Annotated in this window: 16 protein-coding genes and 2 pseudogenes; 15 read left to right on the top strand and 3 right to left on the bottom strand. The window is 39.0% G+C overall.

The features are described 5' to 3' along the window. Window positions 1-328, bottom strand: a pseudogene (locus SB775_RS17880) (transposase); the annotation flags it as partial. Window positions 329-687: 359 nt separating this feature from the next. On the opposite strand from SB775_RS17880, the gene SB775_RS17875 reads away from it, so the two are divergent. The 7 genes from SB775_RS17875 (at window position 688) to SB775_RS17845 (ending at window position 5712) form a co-directional block, all read left to right on the top strand. Further along, a complete protein-coding gene (locus tag SB775_RS17875; protein ID WP_410862562.1) occupies window positions 688-1890 on the top strand; it encodes a glycosyltransferase family 2 protein in 1203 nt (400 codons plus the stop codon). Continuing rightward, complete coding sequence (locus SB775_RS17870; protein WP_410862561.1) at window positions 1887-2966, top strand: glycosyltransferase family 4 protein; 1080 nt, start codon at window positions 1887-1889, stop codon at window positions 2964-2966. Before SB775_RS17875 ends, SB775_RS17870 begins: the two co-directional genes overlap by 4 nt. A gap of 219 nt (window positions 2967-3185) precedes the next feature. Then, the gene (locus SB775_RS17865) at window positions 3186-3551 is read left to right on the top strand and encodes a hypothetical protein (RefSeq protein WP_089363351.1); all 366 of its coding nucleotides are present in this window, start codon (window positions 3186-3188) and stop codon (window positions 3549-3551) included. A 17-nt stretch (window positions 3552-3568) separates the two neighbouring features. Next, the gene (locus tag SB775_RS17860) at window positions 3569-4786 is read left to right on the top strand and encodes a sialidase family protein (RefSeq protein WP_410862559.1); all 1218 of its coding nucleotides are present in this window, start codon (window positions 3569-3571) and stop codon (window positions 4784-4786) included. A 194-nt stretch (window positions 4787-4980) separates the two neighbouring features. Further along, window positions 4981-5211 carry a hypothetical protein gene (locus tag SB775_RS17855; RefSeq protein ID WP_410862558.1) on the top strand — a complete coding sequence of 77 codons (231 nt, stop codon included), beginning with the start codon at window positions 4981-4983 and terminating at the stop codon, window positions 5209-5211. 35 nt (window positions 5212-5246) lie between these two features. Continuing rightward, on the top strand, window positions 5247-5561 hold the full coding sequence (locus tag SB775_RS17850; protein ID WP_286140945.1) for a peptidase G2 autoproteolytic cleavage domain-containing protein: 315 nt from the start codon (window positions 5247-5249) through the stop codon (window positions 5559-5561). Continuing rightward, window positions 5533-5712 (top strand): peptidase G2 autoproteolytic cleavage domain-containing protein, encoded by a 180-nt coding sequence (locus SB775_RS17845; RefSeq protein WP_410862556.1) that lies wholly within the window; start codon window positions 5533-5535, stop codon window positions 5710-5712. The genes SB775_RS17850 and SB775_RS17845 overlap by 29 nt, the downstream gene beginning before the upstream one ends. Here the strand turns inward: SB775_RS17845 and SB775_RS17840 are convergent. Beyond that, window positions 5713-6038 (bottom strand): annotated as a pseudogene (locus SB775_RS17840) (transposase); the annotation flags it as partial. Window positions 6039-6207: 169 nt separating this feature from the next. On the opposite strand from SB775_RS17840, the gene SB775_RS17835 reads away from it, so the two are divergent. Then, the gene (locus SB775_RS17835; RefSeq protein ID WP_410862554.1) at window positions 6208-6636 is read left to right on the top strand and encodes a hypothetical protein; all 429 of its coding nucleotides are present in this window, start codon (window positions 6208-6210) and stop codon (window positions 6634-6636) included. 260 nt (window positions 6637-6896) lie between these two features. Here the strand turns inward: SB775_RS17835 and SB775_RS17830 are convergent, their stop codons facing one another. Beyond that, window positions 6897-8678 (bottom strand): glycosyltransferase, encoded by a 1782-nt coding sequence (locus SB775_RS17830; protein WP_410862553.1) that lies wholly within the window; start codon window positions 8676-8678, stop codon window positions 6897-6899. Window positions 8679-8955: 277 nt separating this feature from the next. On the opposite strand from SB775_RS17830, the gene SB775_RS17825 reads away from it, so the two are divergent. From SB775_RS17825 to SB775_RS17795, 7 genes are all read left to right on the top strand, one after another. Next, window positions 8956-9672, top strand: coding sequence for a glycosyltransferase family 2 protein (locus SB775_RS17825; RefSeq protein WP_410862551.1), 717 nt, complete (start codon window positions 8956-8958; stop codon window positions 9670-9672). A gap of 325 nt (window positions 9673-9997) precedes the next feature. Next, window positions 9998-10870: a sulfite exporter TauE/SafE family protein gene (locus SB775_RS17820; RefSeq protein WP_410862550.1), complete on the top strand. Its 873-nt coding sequence runs from the start codon at window positions 9998-10000 to the stop codon at window positions 10868-10870. Between the two features lie 12 nt (window positions 10871-10882). Continuing rightward, window positions 10883-11479: an adenylyl-sulfate kinase gene (cysC, locus tag SB775_RS17815; RefSeq protein ID WP_410862548.1), complete on the top strand. Its 597-nt coding sequence runs from the start codon at window positions 10883-10885 to the stop codon at window positions 11477-11479. Window positions 11480-11552: 73 nt separating this feature from the next. Next, on the top strand, window positions 11553-12731 hold the full coding sequence (sat, locus tag SB775_RS17810) for a sulfate adenylyltransferase (protein WP_410862547.1): 1179 nt from the start codon (window positions 11553-11555) through the stop codon (window positions 12729-12731). A gap of 263 nt (window positions 12732-12994) precedes the next feature. Continuing rightward, window positions 12995-13981, top strand: a complete 987-nt coding sequence (locus SB775_RS17805; RefSeq protein WP_061463440.1) for an NAD(P)-dependent alcohol dehydrogenase — start codon at window positions 12995-12997, stop codon at window positions 13979-13981. A gap of 454 nt (window positions 13982-14435) precedes the next feature. Then, window positions 14436-14969 (top strand): GNAT family N-acetyltransferase, encoded by a 534-nt coding sequence (locus SB775_RS17800; RefSeq protein WP_410862545.1) that lies wholly within the window; start codon window positions 14436-14438, stop codon window positions 14967-14969. A 339-nt stretch (window positions 14970-15308) separates the two neighbouring features. Further along, window positions 15309-15497: a hypothetical protein gene (locus tag SB775_RS17795; protein WP_089363363.1), complete on the top strand. Its 189-nt coding sequence runs from the start codon at window positions 15309-15311 to the stop codon at window positions 15495-15497. Window positions 15498-15528 lie beyond the last annotated feature (31 nt).

The following is a 15528-nucleotide window of genomic DNA, read 5'->3' as shown; positions in this document are numbered from 1 at the left end:
ATCCATCAATTACTTGAAACCTTTCGGCTTTCAGGACCATTCCTTCCCATGTAGATTTGGATTGCGCTTTTTTAAATTAGTCCACCTGCGCTTTCAGATAAGCATTTTCTTCTTCAACACTAGAAAAGTTCTTACGGTTCCATACACCACGTTGGTCTTCAAACAGCTCATTGTTTTGCACTTCCTTTACCCAATTCGCTATTTGCGCATCACTTTTGATACCAAATCTCTCACGAAGCTGACGATAAGACCAGCCTTCTTCCAACTTCAATCGAACGACTTCTCGCTTTAATTTTTCTGTATATGTTTGAAAGGTTTGCCCTTTTTTTCCATAGAAAAATCCCCTCCCAGATAGACTGTTAAGAACATTTTATCATGCTCTCTTTTTTCTCTGTCTACCTGTAGGGGATAATACCACTCTCATCATACTGAGGGGCTCTTTTTTTTTCAAAGCCGATAATTAATGCTCTACAGGAATGATAACGCGAATTTACAACGTTAAGGAAATTCCAGAATAAAAAGCCCAATTTCTCATCATTTAAATTGAGAAATTGGGCTTTTTTGTTTCTCCATTTGTTAGAGAATATGGATCATAGCTTTGTTATATTGTATCATCGTTGGACAAATACCCTTACAATTTAAGCCATTTGAACATACACTAAAAAAAAGTAAGTAGGAGGCTCTTATATGACTGATCTCGGTATTGTTATGCCTGTTTATAAACAACTTCCCTTATATTTATATTCTGCAATCCAAACGATATTAACCCAAACGTTTAGGGATTACCGCTTGATCATTGTGGTGGATGGGGCGCCGGAGATGCTGCCTTTCATCCAAACGATGGTACAGGACGATACAAGAGCTGAAATATTAATCAATGAGACCAATCTTGGAGTAGCACGATCGCTCAATCGTGGTTTTAGTCATCTATTTAAAGATCAGAACATTCACTATGTAACCTGGGTATCCAGCGATAACGTCTACTATCCCTATTTCCTGGAAACATTAAGAAACACACTGGTTTCTGGAGGTGAAGAACTAGGATTAGTTTACAGCAGCTTTCGCTCCATAAACAGCGAAGGACTTCCGCTTCAAGGCGAGGTGGAATTGGCTGCACTGAGACAGTACCAGTCTCAGTCCAAAGAAGCACTACTGGATGCATCTATTGTAGGAGTATCCTTTATGTACAAATCGAAATTCGCCAAAATGATCGACGGTTATGGGCTGGAGCCTGTAGAGGACTATGACTACTGGCTTCGTTTGAACGAGCACTGTGAAATGCGATATATTCCGATAGAACTGATGGATTATCGTGTGAATTCCCCGCATAGCGTCTCTTTGCAGCTGCAATCCACCGCAAAGCATAGGGAATGGAGATATACTTACCATTTGGCAAGGTATCTCGCTAGGAATAGACGTGGGATCCCATTTGAGATAACCATATTACTTCCCTTGCGAGAACTTGACCAAGCCAGTCTAGATCGTCTGGAAAATCTCTATGAACAATCTTTCAGTAATTACCGTGTAACGGTGTTGGATTTATCACCAGATGGAGAGGTTACCAAACAAATCGAACAAATTTCTCACCCCACAGTGGTATTTCTACGGCTTCCCCATTTATCTGTAAACGAAGCAATCCGGCAAGAGGTGGTAAACGTAAAAACTCCTTATGTATTCATTTTGGGGCCCGAGCTATTCCGGATCACGACAGAGCTAGAGGTACTTTGTTATCAACTAAAGAAAGCCAACTCCAATATTCAATGCTGCTATTATACGGAAGATCATACGTTGGTAGGCTTTTCCGATCATCATGAATCGGGCGAATCGCTGGAGGATCGTCTCTACAGAACTAATAAGCTGATATCCTTGTTGAGGAGTGAGAGCCTATGAAATTGCTATTTACCTTCTATCAACCGAGTGGTGGCATGGGTACGTTGAATCACATTCGCTGTGAAGCTTTACAACAGGCTGGAGTGACCTGCCATTTGCTTTACAGCAATTATTCAGAGGGGTATAAAAATATAAAAGGGATTACTACCTTCATTACCAATCAAGCTGATGAGATTAGAGACATCATACAGAAGGAAGCCTATGATGCAATTATCGTTGCCTCTGATTATTTTTTATTGGAGAAATTACGAAATATCGGTTACAAGGGAACAATTATCTATGAGGTTCAAGGCTTTGGAGATTGGGAGACATCCAGACAAACCATTCAGACTGTAGCTCCATATGTGAAAACCCACTGCAACGCGGTCTTATTACCCGACACTTCTCATCTTGTTTCCTTGTTTAAATCTCATACCCAGTCTATCAAACAGTTCAGCTTTAATAATCCGCTGGATACGAGCAATTTTCGCTATATAGCTTATCCTATCAAGCCATGTCCGATCATTGGATGGGTCGGACGGATCGAACACAACAAAAATTGGAGCGATTTTTTGGAAATCGGGTATCGAATGATAGATCTAAACCCGCATTTGTATTTGTGGATGTTCGTTGATGCGGATTTATCCGACCCTTCCGAAAAGGAGCGTTTTGAATCAAGAGTCGATCAGTTAGAACTCAGGCCTCGCTTAATCCGTTATTCGAATGTGCCACAGCGATTAATGGCGGATTATTATTCTATAATCGGAGATTCGGGTGGATTTCTATGCTCAACTTCTTTGCTGGAAGGTTTCGGTTATGCGGTAGCAGAGGCGTTACTTTGCAGATGTCCTGTACTGGCTACGGATTCGGACGGTGTTCGCAGTTTTATTTTTCACAAAAAGACGGGGATGTTTTACAAACGTGATGATATCGATGATGCGGTTCAGAAAGCAAACGACATGATGACGATCAAGTCCTTGAGAACCACGCTTCGAGAGAGCGGAGAAATGCACATCGTAAAACACTTCTCTGTGGACGCTTATGTACGGAATTTTATTTCCATGCTTAAGAATCTTGGAGTTCACCCTCAATCGTAGTTAAAAAAAAAGGGTCAGCTGCTAGGATGTGTATGCGAACAGTGGGCTTGAAAAAGACTAAGCTCATCACCGAGAGGCTATTTGAACGAAATGCCGGCTTATGCCGATCGCGGTGTGTGCGCTCTGGAAGCAACGAAAACGAGCTACAGGTGAACTTGTCCACACAACATTAACCTGTAGTTCATATACTAAAGTAAAACTAATAGAGGTGATGCTTTCATGGCTTTAACAACTGGTATAATTACGAATACGGGGATCACTCCTGCATCGAATATTGTGATTAACATTGACAACGATAATCTTAGTTTTTCATCTAACGTTGTTTATCATATCTACGTATGGAATAGCTTGGCGAGTAAGTCACTGATTTATGTCAATTCACTAAATATCAATGCGAACACAAGCCAAATTCTTAATTTCAACATCGCAGGTAATTTTGCTTACGAGGTTCAACTTCTAGTTACTGGACAAGTTCCAACAGATACAGTCATCAATGTATTCGGTACTGATTCATCCGGAAACGTAATTCATCATCAAAAAGTGCTGCAACAACAACTCACTCAAATTGCGCAACTCAACCCATAAGGTGGTGTAATCTAACTATGGTAAACGTACAAATCTCGCCAAGTACTAATATTCAGTTCGAGCCAACCATTGCAGTAAACTGGCTAAATCCCTCCGTTATGGTTGTGGTAGCTGTAGAGTTTATGGCAGGATTACCGAATGTTGGCTTGTACAAGTCAATCGATGCAGGCGCAACATGGAGTACGAGGTTACTCCCGTTACCAACTGGGTTCGCTGCCATGGAGGCGCCACATATTGATTATATATTTCCCAATTCATTCGTGATAGTAGTACACGCCTTTGATACCGACGGTCTCAGTGGTTCGGCAGTGACCTATACATCCACAGACAACGCCTCTTCATTCGAACCGCCTGTCATTGTGAACCAAGGGTTTGGACAGTTTGTCAATGACGATCAGGTGATTGTTGTCAGTGATAAGGCCGGATCCAGCCCGTTTTTTGGAAACATTTACACTGCTTATACGCACGATTACAACACGCAATTTAGACCGGGAAATACAATATTCTGCAATCGTTCCAAAGATGGAGGAAAGACGTTCTCTGATCAAAGTCTCCTCTCTTCCGTCCATGAATTTGAAGAATTCCCTGGAATCGCAATCACTTTAGATGGAATTCTTATCGTAGGATGGATTACCCAACCTCCCGGTATAACCTCATTCAATACTAGTACATCAAAAGACGGAGGGGCAACATACGGAATTGAAACCAAGATTGCATCGGTCGTTGTTCCACCTTCACCACTACCAGGCTACAATTTCAGGTGCCTGACATACGCCAACATGGCAGGGGATATCTCAAACGCACCCGAGACGCGAGGAAATGTCTATGGAGTATGGCAAGACTTTCAAAACGGTTATTCCGAGATCTTTCTCTCTATCTCAACAAACTTTGGCGTAGATTGGAGTACACCGAAACCCATTGTGACCAGTCCGGTGGGATCCCAGAACTTTTTCCCTGCCATCACCGTTTCCCCAGCGGATGGAGCGATGTTTATTTCCTATTACACCAATCAGGTAAATCCACCTAATATTGACGTTTTTCTTGCTACATCCAGAGATGGAGGAAAAACGTTTACAAACAAACGCATTACGACGACTTCGTTTAGTGTCGCAGGCCTTGATGTCATTGGGGACTACATTGGAAATGCGATTGTCCCTCAGACAGGCCGGCTTGTATCCGTTTGGACAGACACTCGGACAGGAGTTGCAAACATCTGGTTTGGCGATAACCAATAAACTCCTACAAGGTCGATGACAAAAAAGTGTACAGGAATGGGACCTGTAACATTTTAAAATGGGAGCCCCAATCCGTCTGGCCGGGTCCTGCAGCTGCACTAAGGATAGAGTTAGGAAAATGCGAATTTAAAACACCCCAGAAGAAAAAATTCTTAATTCCCACAGCGCTGGACTGTTTCTCTGTGTCATAAAGCATGGGTTATGACATATCATTTAATACACAAGCCAATGAATTTGCATCACATGCCGAAGGTCCATTTTCAGTAGCAAGCGGAAGTATTTCTCATGCCGAAGGTAACGGTACAACCGCAAGTAGCGATTCTTCCCACGCAGAAGGTAGCGGTACAAGAGCAAGTGGATTTGCGGCCATTTCGAAGGATCAGGTACAATTGCTAGTGGGGATTTATCTCATACTGAAGGATTGAGTACAACAGTCAATGGTTTCGAAGGAGCCCATATTATGGGTAGAAATGGAGCTGTTAATGCTACAGATGGGGGTCCAACTTATTCGTGGAATGTAGCTTTCGGAGCAGTAGCCTATGATGTTACAGGTCTAGTTGGAAAACTTTTGAATAACGGCAATATGTTTGTGGATGGAGCATATTTAACTCCAGCAGGTGATTACGCAGAAATGTTTGAAACAGCCGATGGAAACTCGATTGATGTTGGCTATTTCGTTACTGTGTCGACAGAAGATAAAATCCAAAAGGCCGCTTCAAATGATCTATTTATTTTGGGAATAACAAGTGCAACACCAGGGTCTGCTAGGAAATAGCGGATGCTTACGCTGGCAAGGAAAATATCTGACTGATGAATGGGGACGAAAAAAATATCATGAGGTTACCATTCCAGCTCAAAAAGACGAAGAAGGAAATGTAATCATTTCAGAAAGAAAAATAATGCAGCCTATATCCAATCCAGAATGATGCTGATACCGAGTATTTATCTTTGTTCCGTTTAAAGACATTTACTTTCGTCCTAGTATCAGCGCGGCTTGCTTTAAAATATCATTCTCCATCTGTACCTTCTTCAGTTCTTTTCGTAGTTTAATAAGTTCTTGTTCCTCAGGTGAACGGTTATCTTTTTCTTTAAAAGAACCTGTGTTTTCACTCTGTTGTATCCACCGGTCTAAAGAAGAAGGAGTAAGTTCATATTCTTTAATAAGAGCCTTTCGGTTTTTCCCATTTTGGTAGAGTTGAATGATCTGTTGTTTAAATTCGGAAGTGAACGTACGGCGTTCTCGCTTGGTCATTTTGAGTGCTAGCTTATCTGTAGTGAGTTAAGTGTATCTGCCCTTAAAACTTCTGTCCAGATAAGTGTAGACGATTCACATTTGTTTAATAAATACTTCAAATGGTACAAGCATTTTGGGGGATGACTTCATATATTATTGGATAGCCTCCAAGAAAGGATGATGAATAATGGTTAAGTTACTTGATGCGAGAACATCCCAAAATGCTAGTTATGCAAACTCTATTGGAATTCTTGTATCCACTACACCTCAACTTTTTGCTAGACTAACTCTTAATACAGAGGGTGCAACAGGACTTGTACGCACTCAAATATCTGGAACAGTAACGGTTCAACTTCCACTTTTACCTGTTGCCACGTCTATTACCATGACGATAGTGAGGGGAAATAATCCCACTGATTTCCTTATTTATTCAGCACGGGAAGATCTTGAATTATCTGTTTTAGGACCGCAGATACTATCATTTTCAGCTTCTGATTTTAATGTTCCCATTCCCGCTAATAACCAAGTTGTTTATACAGCGTTCATAACCGCTAGTGCAATAGGAACTATAAGAGTAGGCCCAGAAAGCTTCAATGCTACAATTTATTCAGATTAAATAATTCGAAATGAAAATAGATTTAGTCTATTAATCTTTTAAAATCTTAAAACATTGAGAATTGAGAACCGTAATATATAATTGAGGCCAAAAATATATGTTAATTCTATAGGGTTCCTCTAATGGCTCTTACAAATCAGGATAAATAAATTTTAGAAATAACATGTGGAAAAACCGCTTCCTTTTGAATGGAAGCGGTGATTCCCTTTATGTTGTACTCTTACCACTATAAGCGGCTAAAGGCTGGAGAGGAATGGGTCTTATTGATCTGCATTTTTAAGATCGTGGATCATGTTTATAAAATTTTTCGAATATTTACCCGGAGAGAAATTTGTTTCAATATGCTTGACGGCCTTTCTTCTAATATCTTCTCTTAAAGGAATGTTTGACAATAACTCATTTCCTTCTAATTCTGCCTGATCGATATTTCCCTGATCGAAAAATTTTCCTGTTTGATTATGTCTGATAAAACTGCGTACCCCATCAGAGTCTGTTGATAGAACAGGGCATCGGCAAACCATTGCTTCCAGAACTGCATATCCAAACCCTTCTACTTTTGATGTAGAACATAAAAAGCCACCGGAATCACCAATGATTGAAAAATATTCAGCCATTTTATTATGTGGCTGATTTACATACATCTTAAGGTGGTTCTTCAGGCTTAATTCATTAACTTTTTGTTCAAAGGCTAACCTCTCTTCCTGATTTGACAATGTGTCATCTTCAAACATCCAAAGTTGGATAGAAGGATTTTTAGTGATTAATTTAGACCCAATAGATAAAAAGTCTTTCCAATTTTTATTTTCCTCCAACCTTCCTACCCAGCCAATAATGGGGTTATTTCTTTTTGTGTGTATTTGGTATTTAAAATCATCAGTATTGAAACAATTATGAAAACAAAATTTTTTCTTATTAGGAAAATAAGTCTCAAACGCTTGAATAAGATGAGGTGTTTGGGGGTACAAAATTGCGTCACAATAATTATCTATTATGGGGGCGTGAGCTTGTAGATAATTATCTGCATATTCTTTGTTGAAACCTAACCCTTGATTTTCGTAAATTAAAATTCCCTTGTACCCAAACTTCTTTATTGTTTGTAATAGCACAAGATCGGAAGCAACAACAATAGCATCATAATTTCCTTTTAGGATAATACCTTTAATTTCATCATCGTTATTTGTAACAAAAATAGAAGTATTAATTTTGTTTTGTAGTCCCGTTCCATTTTGTGTATATAAAAAGTGACAGTTTATTTGTTCTTTTGCCAGAGCATAAAAGCGTTGTCTATTTAATGTTTCTATTCCGCCGCTCGGAACAAAAAAAGTAAACAAGACATTCATGTCTGTTTTCGGCTTTTCTGAATTTTTAGGTGAGTGCCAGTCTGCTCCTTCAATTGTTCCGTCGTTTTTATTCATGGTTGAATCGTGAGCGATAATACCAGTACCTTCATCCAATTTCCAATAACCAAAAAGCGCTGGTTCATTCCCGGTAAGTTTTTTACTCATATTTTGTTGGATTTCATGGGACATCCTTGCTGTGCTCCAGATTCGTATTTCATTTAGACCACCAACATAAAAGCTTAAATCCTTCATTCCCGCAAAAACTCCCGAAGGAACTACTGTTTTTTTTCTACTGACTTTTCCCGTTTTAGTATATCTTCCATTTATATATAATGTGGGTTTTTTATTAGCATATACAACAGCAATATGCGTCCAATCATTTATTGGAGTTTCGTGAATCAAAGTCGCAGGGAAATGGTCAATTGTATGCTCATATATTGAAATTCCATTTGTTCCCACCGATACTCCAACACCTGCCCGAGTACCATCCCCATCATCATATGCTCCAAATACCGGTACTATGGCAAATCTTTCGTTAATAATTTTTGAGAAGCCACTTGTCGCTATTTTTTTGACTTCATGAGGAAGTTCAGGTTTTGCCCAGAATTCTATGGTAAATGTATTTTGAATTTCAGTGAATAGTCTTTTTTTAGTCGTTATGGTGCCATTCTTTTGGAAAGCAGGAAAAGTGGTGTGCTGCATAATTGAAAACCTCCAGCAGTTTTTTAAAAAGAATCGAATGCATGTTTATGTACATATAATTCATGTTTAAGTCGTTATAAATGGTGGGAAGCCCTTATCAACATATGTACTTCATCCAATTTTTAGAATATATGACAGATAAGAGACTGAATTTATTGGCAGTTATTAGATAAGGTAATCTGTTAATATTCGCTCAATGAGTCTCATATATTACGAATATAGTTATACTTCTTTTGAAGGGAAATTAGGGTTCACTGTTCTTTGAAGGAGGGTGAATGTGGAGAAAGTGTCGATTGTTGTTCCATTTTATAATTGTCCATATATCGATAAAGCTTTGGAGAGTTTGGTCAATCAAACCTACAAAAATATTGAAATTATCGTAGTCAATGACGGTTCTACATTATATTCAGAAAAAATCGATCCGTTTCTAGATAAAATCATTTACATTAAAAAGGAAAATGGCGGGACGGCCAGTGCCTTGAATACCGGAATCGAAAATGCAGCAGGTGACTATGTATGCTGGCTTAGTTCTGATGACATCTTTTACCCAGAAAAAACGGAAGTCCAGTTGGATCTAATGAAAAGGGAGAATGCCTATTTTAGTTATACCAGTTATTACTGCATGGATGATGATGGAGAGATCATTTCTCCCTTAATAGGAATATACCCGTCTAATCAACTTGAACTTTTTAAAGCAATGATCAGAGGAAACATTATTAACGGCTGCTCGGTTATGATTCACAGGAAGGTTTTCGAGCTCATCGGAGTTTTTGATGAAACGCTTCAATACACACATGATTATGATTTATGGTTGCGGATATTGCAAAACTTCAAATTTCACTTTGTGCCTCAACCCCTATTACTTTATAGGATTCATACAGAAATGGGCTCTAAAAAACATGAAGGTAGCATCAAGTTGGAAAATAGGCATGTGGTTAATCGACATCATGCCAAAATGAAACAATTATTGGTAAATGAACTTAGGAAGCAATAGATGATCATGATGGATAGTGAAGGTCCTTGTTTATAAAACAGGGGCTTCTTTAGCTTGGATATCATCACCAGACCTCGAGAGTGCCCAAATTAATTTTCCAACTTCGTCTTAAGTCAATTAACATACATAAAGCTCTTTGCATATCTTATAGAAATCATTCATTTTTCCCTAATAATAGGGGATTGTCACCAATTGGAAAAAGTTTTTGTTAGCAAGACTTAATTCCGATAATCGACATTGGACGAGCGTCATTCATTGGTAAGTTACAGAAACTTGGCAACATGTAGGTTATAAAAATAAGGGAATGCTCATGTAGGAGGAGAAAATGAGAAAGCTCATTATATTCGCGTTTATCGGATTTCTGGCTCAGCTGATCGATGGGTCATTAGGTATGGCATATGGGGTTACATCCACATCGTTGTTGCTGACATTCGGAATCGCACCGGCAGTGGCCTCCGCATCTGTTCATTTGGCAGAAGTCGTGACAACTGCGGCATCAGGCATTTCTCATTTGAAATTCGGAAATGTGGACCGCCAAGCCCTTTTCAAATTAATCATCCCAGGATCTGTTGGGGCATTTGCAGGAGCGTGTTTTTTAAGTAATTTACCAGGAGATGTGATAAAACCATACATTTCAATATTTTTGCTGTTTCTTGGCGTGTATGTACTTTTTCGCTTTTTAAAAACGTCTCAGAAAATAAATGAAAAGAAATCAATTAATCTATCCAGAAAAAAATCGATAGCATTAGGTTTGATAGCCGGTTTCGCAGATGCAACCGGTGGGGGAGGTTGGGGTCCCATCACAACTCCTGTCCTATTATCCCAAAAAGGCGTTCCTGCCAGAAAAGTTGTTGGAACTGTTGACACAAGCGAGTTTGCTATTGCTGTTTCCGCAACCTTAGGGTTCCTCATTGCATTAGGTTGGCAGGAAGTCAACTGGTTTTGGGTAATCTCCCTTATGGTAGGCGGGATTATTGCTGCCCCGATTGCTGCATGGATCGTTACGAAATTGCCATCTTATTTATTGGGCGTCCTTGTTGGGGGTTTTATCATCTTGACGAATGCCAGGACGTTGATTGCCACTTGGACTAACCATGATCATTGGGCACCCTATATATATATGATTATTTTAATTGCGTGGGCAGGTTCTTTAGTCTTTGTCATCAGGAACAATAAAAAGGAGTCCCATAAAGAATAAAGGGGAGATAGTGTGAGTCAACAAGAGAATATCCATCAACATCCTTTTTCCATTACGAAAGAGCTAAGGCAAGCTCTGCACGGACATAAAAGCTATATTCTTTGGTTTACAGGGTTATCAGGGTCGGGTAAGTCTACCATCGCAAATATGGTTGAAGGAAGAATGTATGCGATGGGAATTTCGACATATATTTTAGATGGAGATAATTTACGCAATGGATTGAATGAAGACCTTGGTTTCAGCTCGGATGACCGTAAAGAGAATATAAGGAGAATCGGGGAAGTCTCCAAAATTTTTGTGGATAGCGGAATCGTTGTGTTGGCCACTTTCATTTCGCCTTATGCCAGTGACAGGGAGGAAGTAAGAAAAAAGGTACAACAAGATGAGTTTATTGAAATTTATGTAAAGTGTCCCGTCGAGGCCTGCGAAAAACGGGATCCAAAAGGATTGTACAAGAAAGCTAGAAATGGGGAAATCACTCACTTCACAGGCGTTTCGGATCCTTATGAAGAACCTGGAAATCCAGAGATTCTTATAGAAACCAATCATTACACCATTGAAGAATGCGTGCAGCAGGTCATGAAATATTTAAAGGATAATGGTCTTTAACATGTACATGTCCGAATTTGAAAAGGAGAATATGAAACAAACCAAACCAAATCTAATGATTGAGGAGTTATAAATGCAGGCACAAAGGAACATTATCGATCCACATGGCGGGAAATTGATTCAACGTGAATTATCAGCAACTGACCGTCAAGAGTATTTGGAAAAGTGTAAATCTTTATCGTCCCTGACCATCTCGAAATGGAATGTTTCCGATCTGGAAATGATTTCAAACGGCGGGTTCAGCCCGCTTGTGGGATTCATGGGAAAAGTGGATTACCGGAGCGTCATCAAAGATATGCATCTGGCAAATGGTTTACCATGGACGATACCGATCACTCTTCCTGTCACGAAGGAGGAGGCAAGTCGGCTGAACATTGGGGACGAAGTCGCTTTATACAGTGATGAAGGGGAACTTATTGGTATCATTCAGGTGGAAGAGAAGTTTGAATACGATAAGCAGGAGGAAGCCGAACTCGTATATAAAACAGCAGATCCCAACCATCCTGGGGTTAAAAAGCTGTTTGGACAAGGGGATATATATGTCGCAGGACCTATTTATTTAATAAATGGGGCATCACATGAGCCATTCGAAAAATTTCATTTGAACCCTTCCGAAACGAGAAAGATGTTCAAGGATTTAGGTTGGAATACTGTTGTTGGGTTTCAAACGAGGAACCCTGTACACCGGGCCCATGAATACCTGCAAAAAACAGCATTGGAAACTGTTGATGGACTATTATTGCATCCTCTTGTCGGTGAAACGAAAAAAGATGATATACCTGCCGATGTTCGGATGGAAAGTTATCAAGCTTTACTAAAAGGATACTACCCATTGGATAGGGTATTGCTTGCCATATACCCAGCGGCAATGCGCTATGCAGGGCCAAGGGAAGCAGTATTTCATGCAATTGTTCGTAAGAATTATGGGTGCACACATTTTATTGTCGGCCGAGATCATGCAGGTGTAGGCGACTATTATGGCACATATGATGCCCAAGAAATCTTTAGCCAGTTTGACCCCCTGAAAATAGGCATAAAACCCCTGTTCTTTGAACATAGCTTTTTCTGCAAAAAATGCTTGAACATGGCTTCCATGAAAACCTGTCCCCATAAAGATGAAGACAGGTTTATATTAAGTGGGACCAAAGTCAGGGAAATGCTTCGAAAGGGACTTATCCCGCCACTTGAGTTTACGCGTCCTGAGGTGGCTGAGGTACTTATTAGAGGCATGAAGAGAAATGAAGCTGAGTAAGCTATTATAAACGCCTTTAGAGATTATACAATAGTTACTCGCTTCTTGGATAGGATCCGGAATAAGGCAATGAAAGTGCAAAGCATACCATTCCATTATTCCTGTTAACATCATTCCTATAAAAATGGCTCTCACTTCAGTTTGGATTGCCAAAATTTAGGGTTTGGGTTATTCTTTATTAAAATAACGGAGCAGGATGGTTTAAGAACAGTTTTTGACGATTCGTAGGTATTAAGTGAATATATCGAATTGGAGGAGGGTAAATGAAAGCAATTGTATACACAAAGTATGGTCCCCCCCACGTTCTTCAACTGAAAGAGGTAGAAAAACCTACTCCTAAAGATAATGAAATACTGGTAAAAGTAAAAGCGACAACGGTAACAATGGGGGATATTCGGTCACGTAGCTTTAAAGTTCCTCTCTCTGTTTGGCTACCTGCTCGGATCATAATTGGTTTAAGACGTCCAAAAAAATCCATATTAGGCTTGGAGTTATCTGGGGAAGTTGAGTCAGTAGGTAAGGATGTCAAGCTGTTTAAAGCAGGTGACCATGTATTTGCAGCTTCCCAAGTGGGTTTTGGTGCTTATGCCGAGTATAAGTGTCTGCCTGAAGACGGATCAGTAGCCATTAAGCCCAATAATTTATCATTTGAGGAAGCCGCAGCCATTCCAATAGGGGCACGTACAGCATTGTTTTATCTTAGAAAAGCTAACATAGAGAGTGGTCAAAAGGTTCTTGTTTATGGTGCTTCAGGAAGTGTCGGAAGTTATGCAGTTCAGATTGCCAAGTATCTCGGAGCAAGAGTTACAGGGGTTTGCAGTACCACAAATTTAGAATTGGTAAAATCTCTGGGAGCAGATAAAGTAATCGACTACACTAAAGAAGATTTATCCAGAATGGATGAGACCTATGATGTTATATTTGAAGCGGTAGATAAGAGTTCGTTTTCAGCTTGTATGAAATCGCTGAAAAAGGACGGAACTTATCTAAATGTCACTGTACCGTTACCAGGTGTTCGAATGCTATGGACTAAATTGACAAGCGGCAAGAAGCTAATATTGAGTCAGAATTCACCTGAAACCCCCGAAGCTCTAAACTTACTTAAAGAACTTGTTGAAGCGGGGAAGTTAAAAGTGGTCATTGACAGATATTATGCGTTTGAAGAGATAGTTGAAGCCCATAGATATGTCGAGAAAGGACACAAGAAGGGAAATGTCGTAATAACTGTGGAACATAACAGCAAATCCTAATTATGGCAGAGGATATTCAATTACTGTATTCATTGAATGTCTATATATCATGTAATCTGGATTGGGAAACTATGTCAAGCCCTCATAAAGCTAAAGGGTGCGTTCTTATTATAGGGTTAGCCGGTTTTTATACTGGATGACCTTTTTTTTGAATGGAAGTCTGATATTTCAGTAGCTAGGGTAGTACGTACGGGTGTTGTGCTACAAATTTATGGAGGCCTAAAGGTGGTTGATCGAAATTAATGGGCCATGAAAAAAATGGGGATGCACAAAAATTCATGCATATCTAAGTGAGGAAATGCGGAGGGACGTGTATAGAAAGTAATTTCAAGGGCCTGGGGCGGTTATTTATATAAATGTTCATAAACAAATAAAGATGGTTTTTCTCAAGGATTTATCCAAGTTTAAACTAATTTGAATGGCTAAGAGGAATCTAGTTTTAAGGAGTGGAGAAATGTTTCCTATATTAAGAACTGAACGGTTGGTCTTGAGAGAATTGGTTGAAGGTGATGCATGGGATATATTAAAATGTTTTTCCAATCAAGATGTACTACGGTATTATGGTCAAACTCCATTAACAAATACAGAACAGGTGAAGCAAATTATTAGGAATTTTTCAAAGAACTTCGATGAAAAACGTGGGATTAAATGGGGAATTGAATTGAAAGGGAAGGATGGCATTATTGGAACAATTGGATTTCAAGAGTGGTCTCATGAACATAAGAGAGCAGAACTGAGCTATGCACTTTTCCCAAGTGATTGGGGTAACGGTTATGCAACAGAAGCTGCCAGTGAGGTGATTTCTTATGGTTTTAAAGAGCTTGACCTAACGCGTATTGGAGCAATTGTTTTTATTGAAAATAAAGCATCCAATAAGTTGTTGGCAAATTTAGGTTTCAAAAAGGAAGGGATATTGAGAAATTATATGTACCAAAATGATGTTTCATTTGATACTAATCTATACTCTTTAATAACAGTAAAACCTTAATGAAATAACAAATTCCTATTAAACTAACGCATCCGTTAACTAAAAATCGGAGCTGTCTTAAGGCACCTTTTTCTTTATGGACAAACGGGACTGGCTAATTGAATATGACTAAAGATTCGTTTGCCTTAAATTAAAGAAAATGTTATTAAAGGGAAATGCACAAATTGTTCACGAATAATAAAGTTTTTTTAAAAATAATATAGTCATTTAAAAATAAAAAAGTCGTTTAAATAGATGGTATGAAATGAAAGTTTCATATGTCGTAAAGTATAATGAAAATAAGAATATTTTGATATTCATATAGTTAAGAAATGGGCAGAATAGGAGTGGATAAAGATATTGGATAAATTGAAAAATGCATTTCTATCTAAGGAATTAACTTGTACTAATTGTGGTAGAAAAATCAAAGAAGGTGAACGTTTTACTGCTATTGTAACAATGCCTTCTGAAAAAGATATGTTAGTATCACGATTAGATAATGCAATCGCAAGAACTGCTGATAGTGTATTGTGTGAAGAATGTAAATAAGGGCGCAATTTTAAAAGATTTGTTCTCCGAA

The organism is Peribacillus sp. SIMBA_075, from assembly GCF_046534585.1.
The sequence above is the reverse complement of the archived record's forward strand: the minus strand, read 5'-3'. Positions and strand labels throughout refer to the sequence as shown.

Bases quoted from the DNA above. Each gene is read 5' to 3' on its own strand.
- SB775_RS17855 (WP_410862558.1), top strand. From the start codon at position 4,981: ATGGGTTATGACATATCATTTAATACACAAGCCAATGAATTTGCATCA.
- SB775_RS17830 (WP_410862553.1), bottom strand. From the start codon at position 8,678: ATGCAGCACACCACTTTTCCTGCTTTCCAAAAGAATGGCACCATAACG.
- SB775_RS17805 (WP_061463440.1), top strand. From the start codon at position 12,995: ATGAAAGCAATTGTATACACAAAGTATGGTCCCCCCCACGTTCTTCAA.
- SB775_RS17860 (WP_410862559.1), top strand. From the start codon at position 3,569: ATGGTAAACGTACAAATCTCGCCAAGTACTAATATTCAGTTCGAGCCA.
- SB775_RS17875 (WP_410862562.1), top strand. From the start codon at position 688: ATGACTGATCTCGGTATTGTTATGCCTGTTTATAAACAACTTCCCTTA.
- SB775_RS17850 (WP_286140945.1), top strand. From the start codon at position 5,247: ATGGGTAGAAATGGAGCTGTTAATGCTACAGATGGGGGTCCAACTTAT.
- SB775_RS17820 (WP_410862550.1), top strand. From the start codon at position 9,998: ATGAGAAAGCTCATTATATTCGCGTTTATCGGATTTCTGGCTCAGCTG.
- sat (WP_410862547.1), top strand. From the start codon at position 11,553: ATGCAGGCACAAAGGAACATTATCGATCCACATGGCGGGAAATTGATT.
- SB775_RS17800 (WP_410862545.1), top strand. From the start codon at position 14,436: ATGTTTCCTATATTAAGAACTGAACGGTTGGTCTTGAGAGAATTGGTT.
- SB775_RS17865 (WP_089363351.1), top strand. From the start codon at position 3,186: ATGGCTTTAACAACTGGTATAATTACGAATACGGGGATCACTCCTGCA.
- SB775_RS17835 (WP_410862554.1), top strand. From the start codon at position 6,208: ATGGTTAAGTTACTTGATGCGAGAACATCCCAAAATGCTAGTTATGCA.
- SB775_RS17870 (WP_410862561.1), top strand. From the start codon at position 1,887: ATGAAATTGCTATTTACCTTCTATCAACCGAGTGGTGGCATGGGTACG.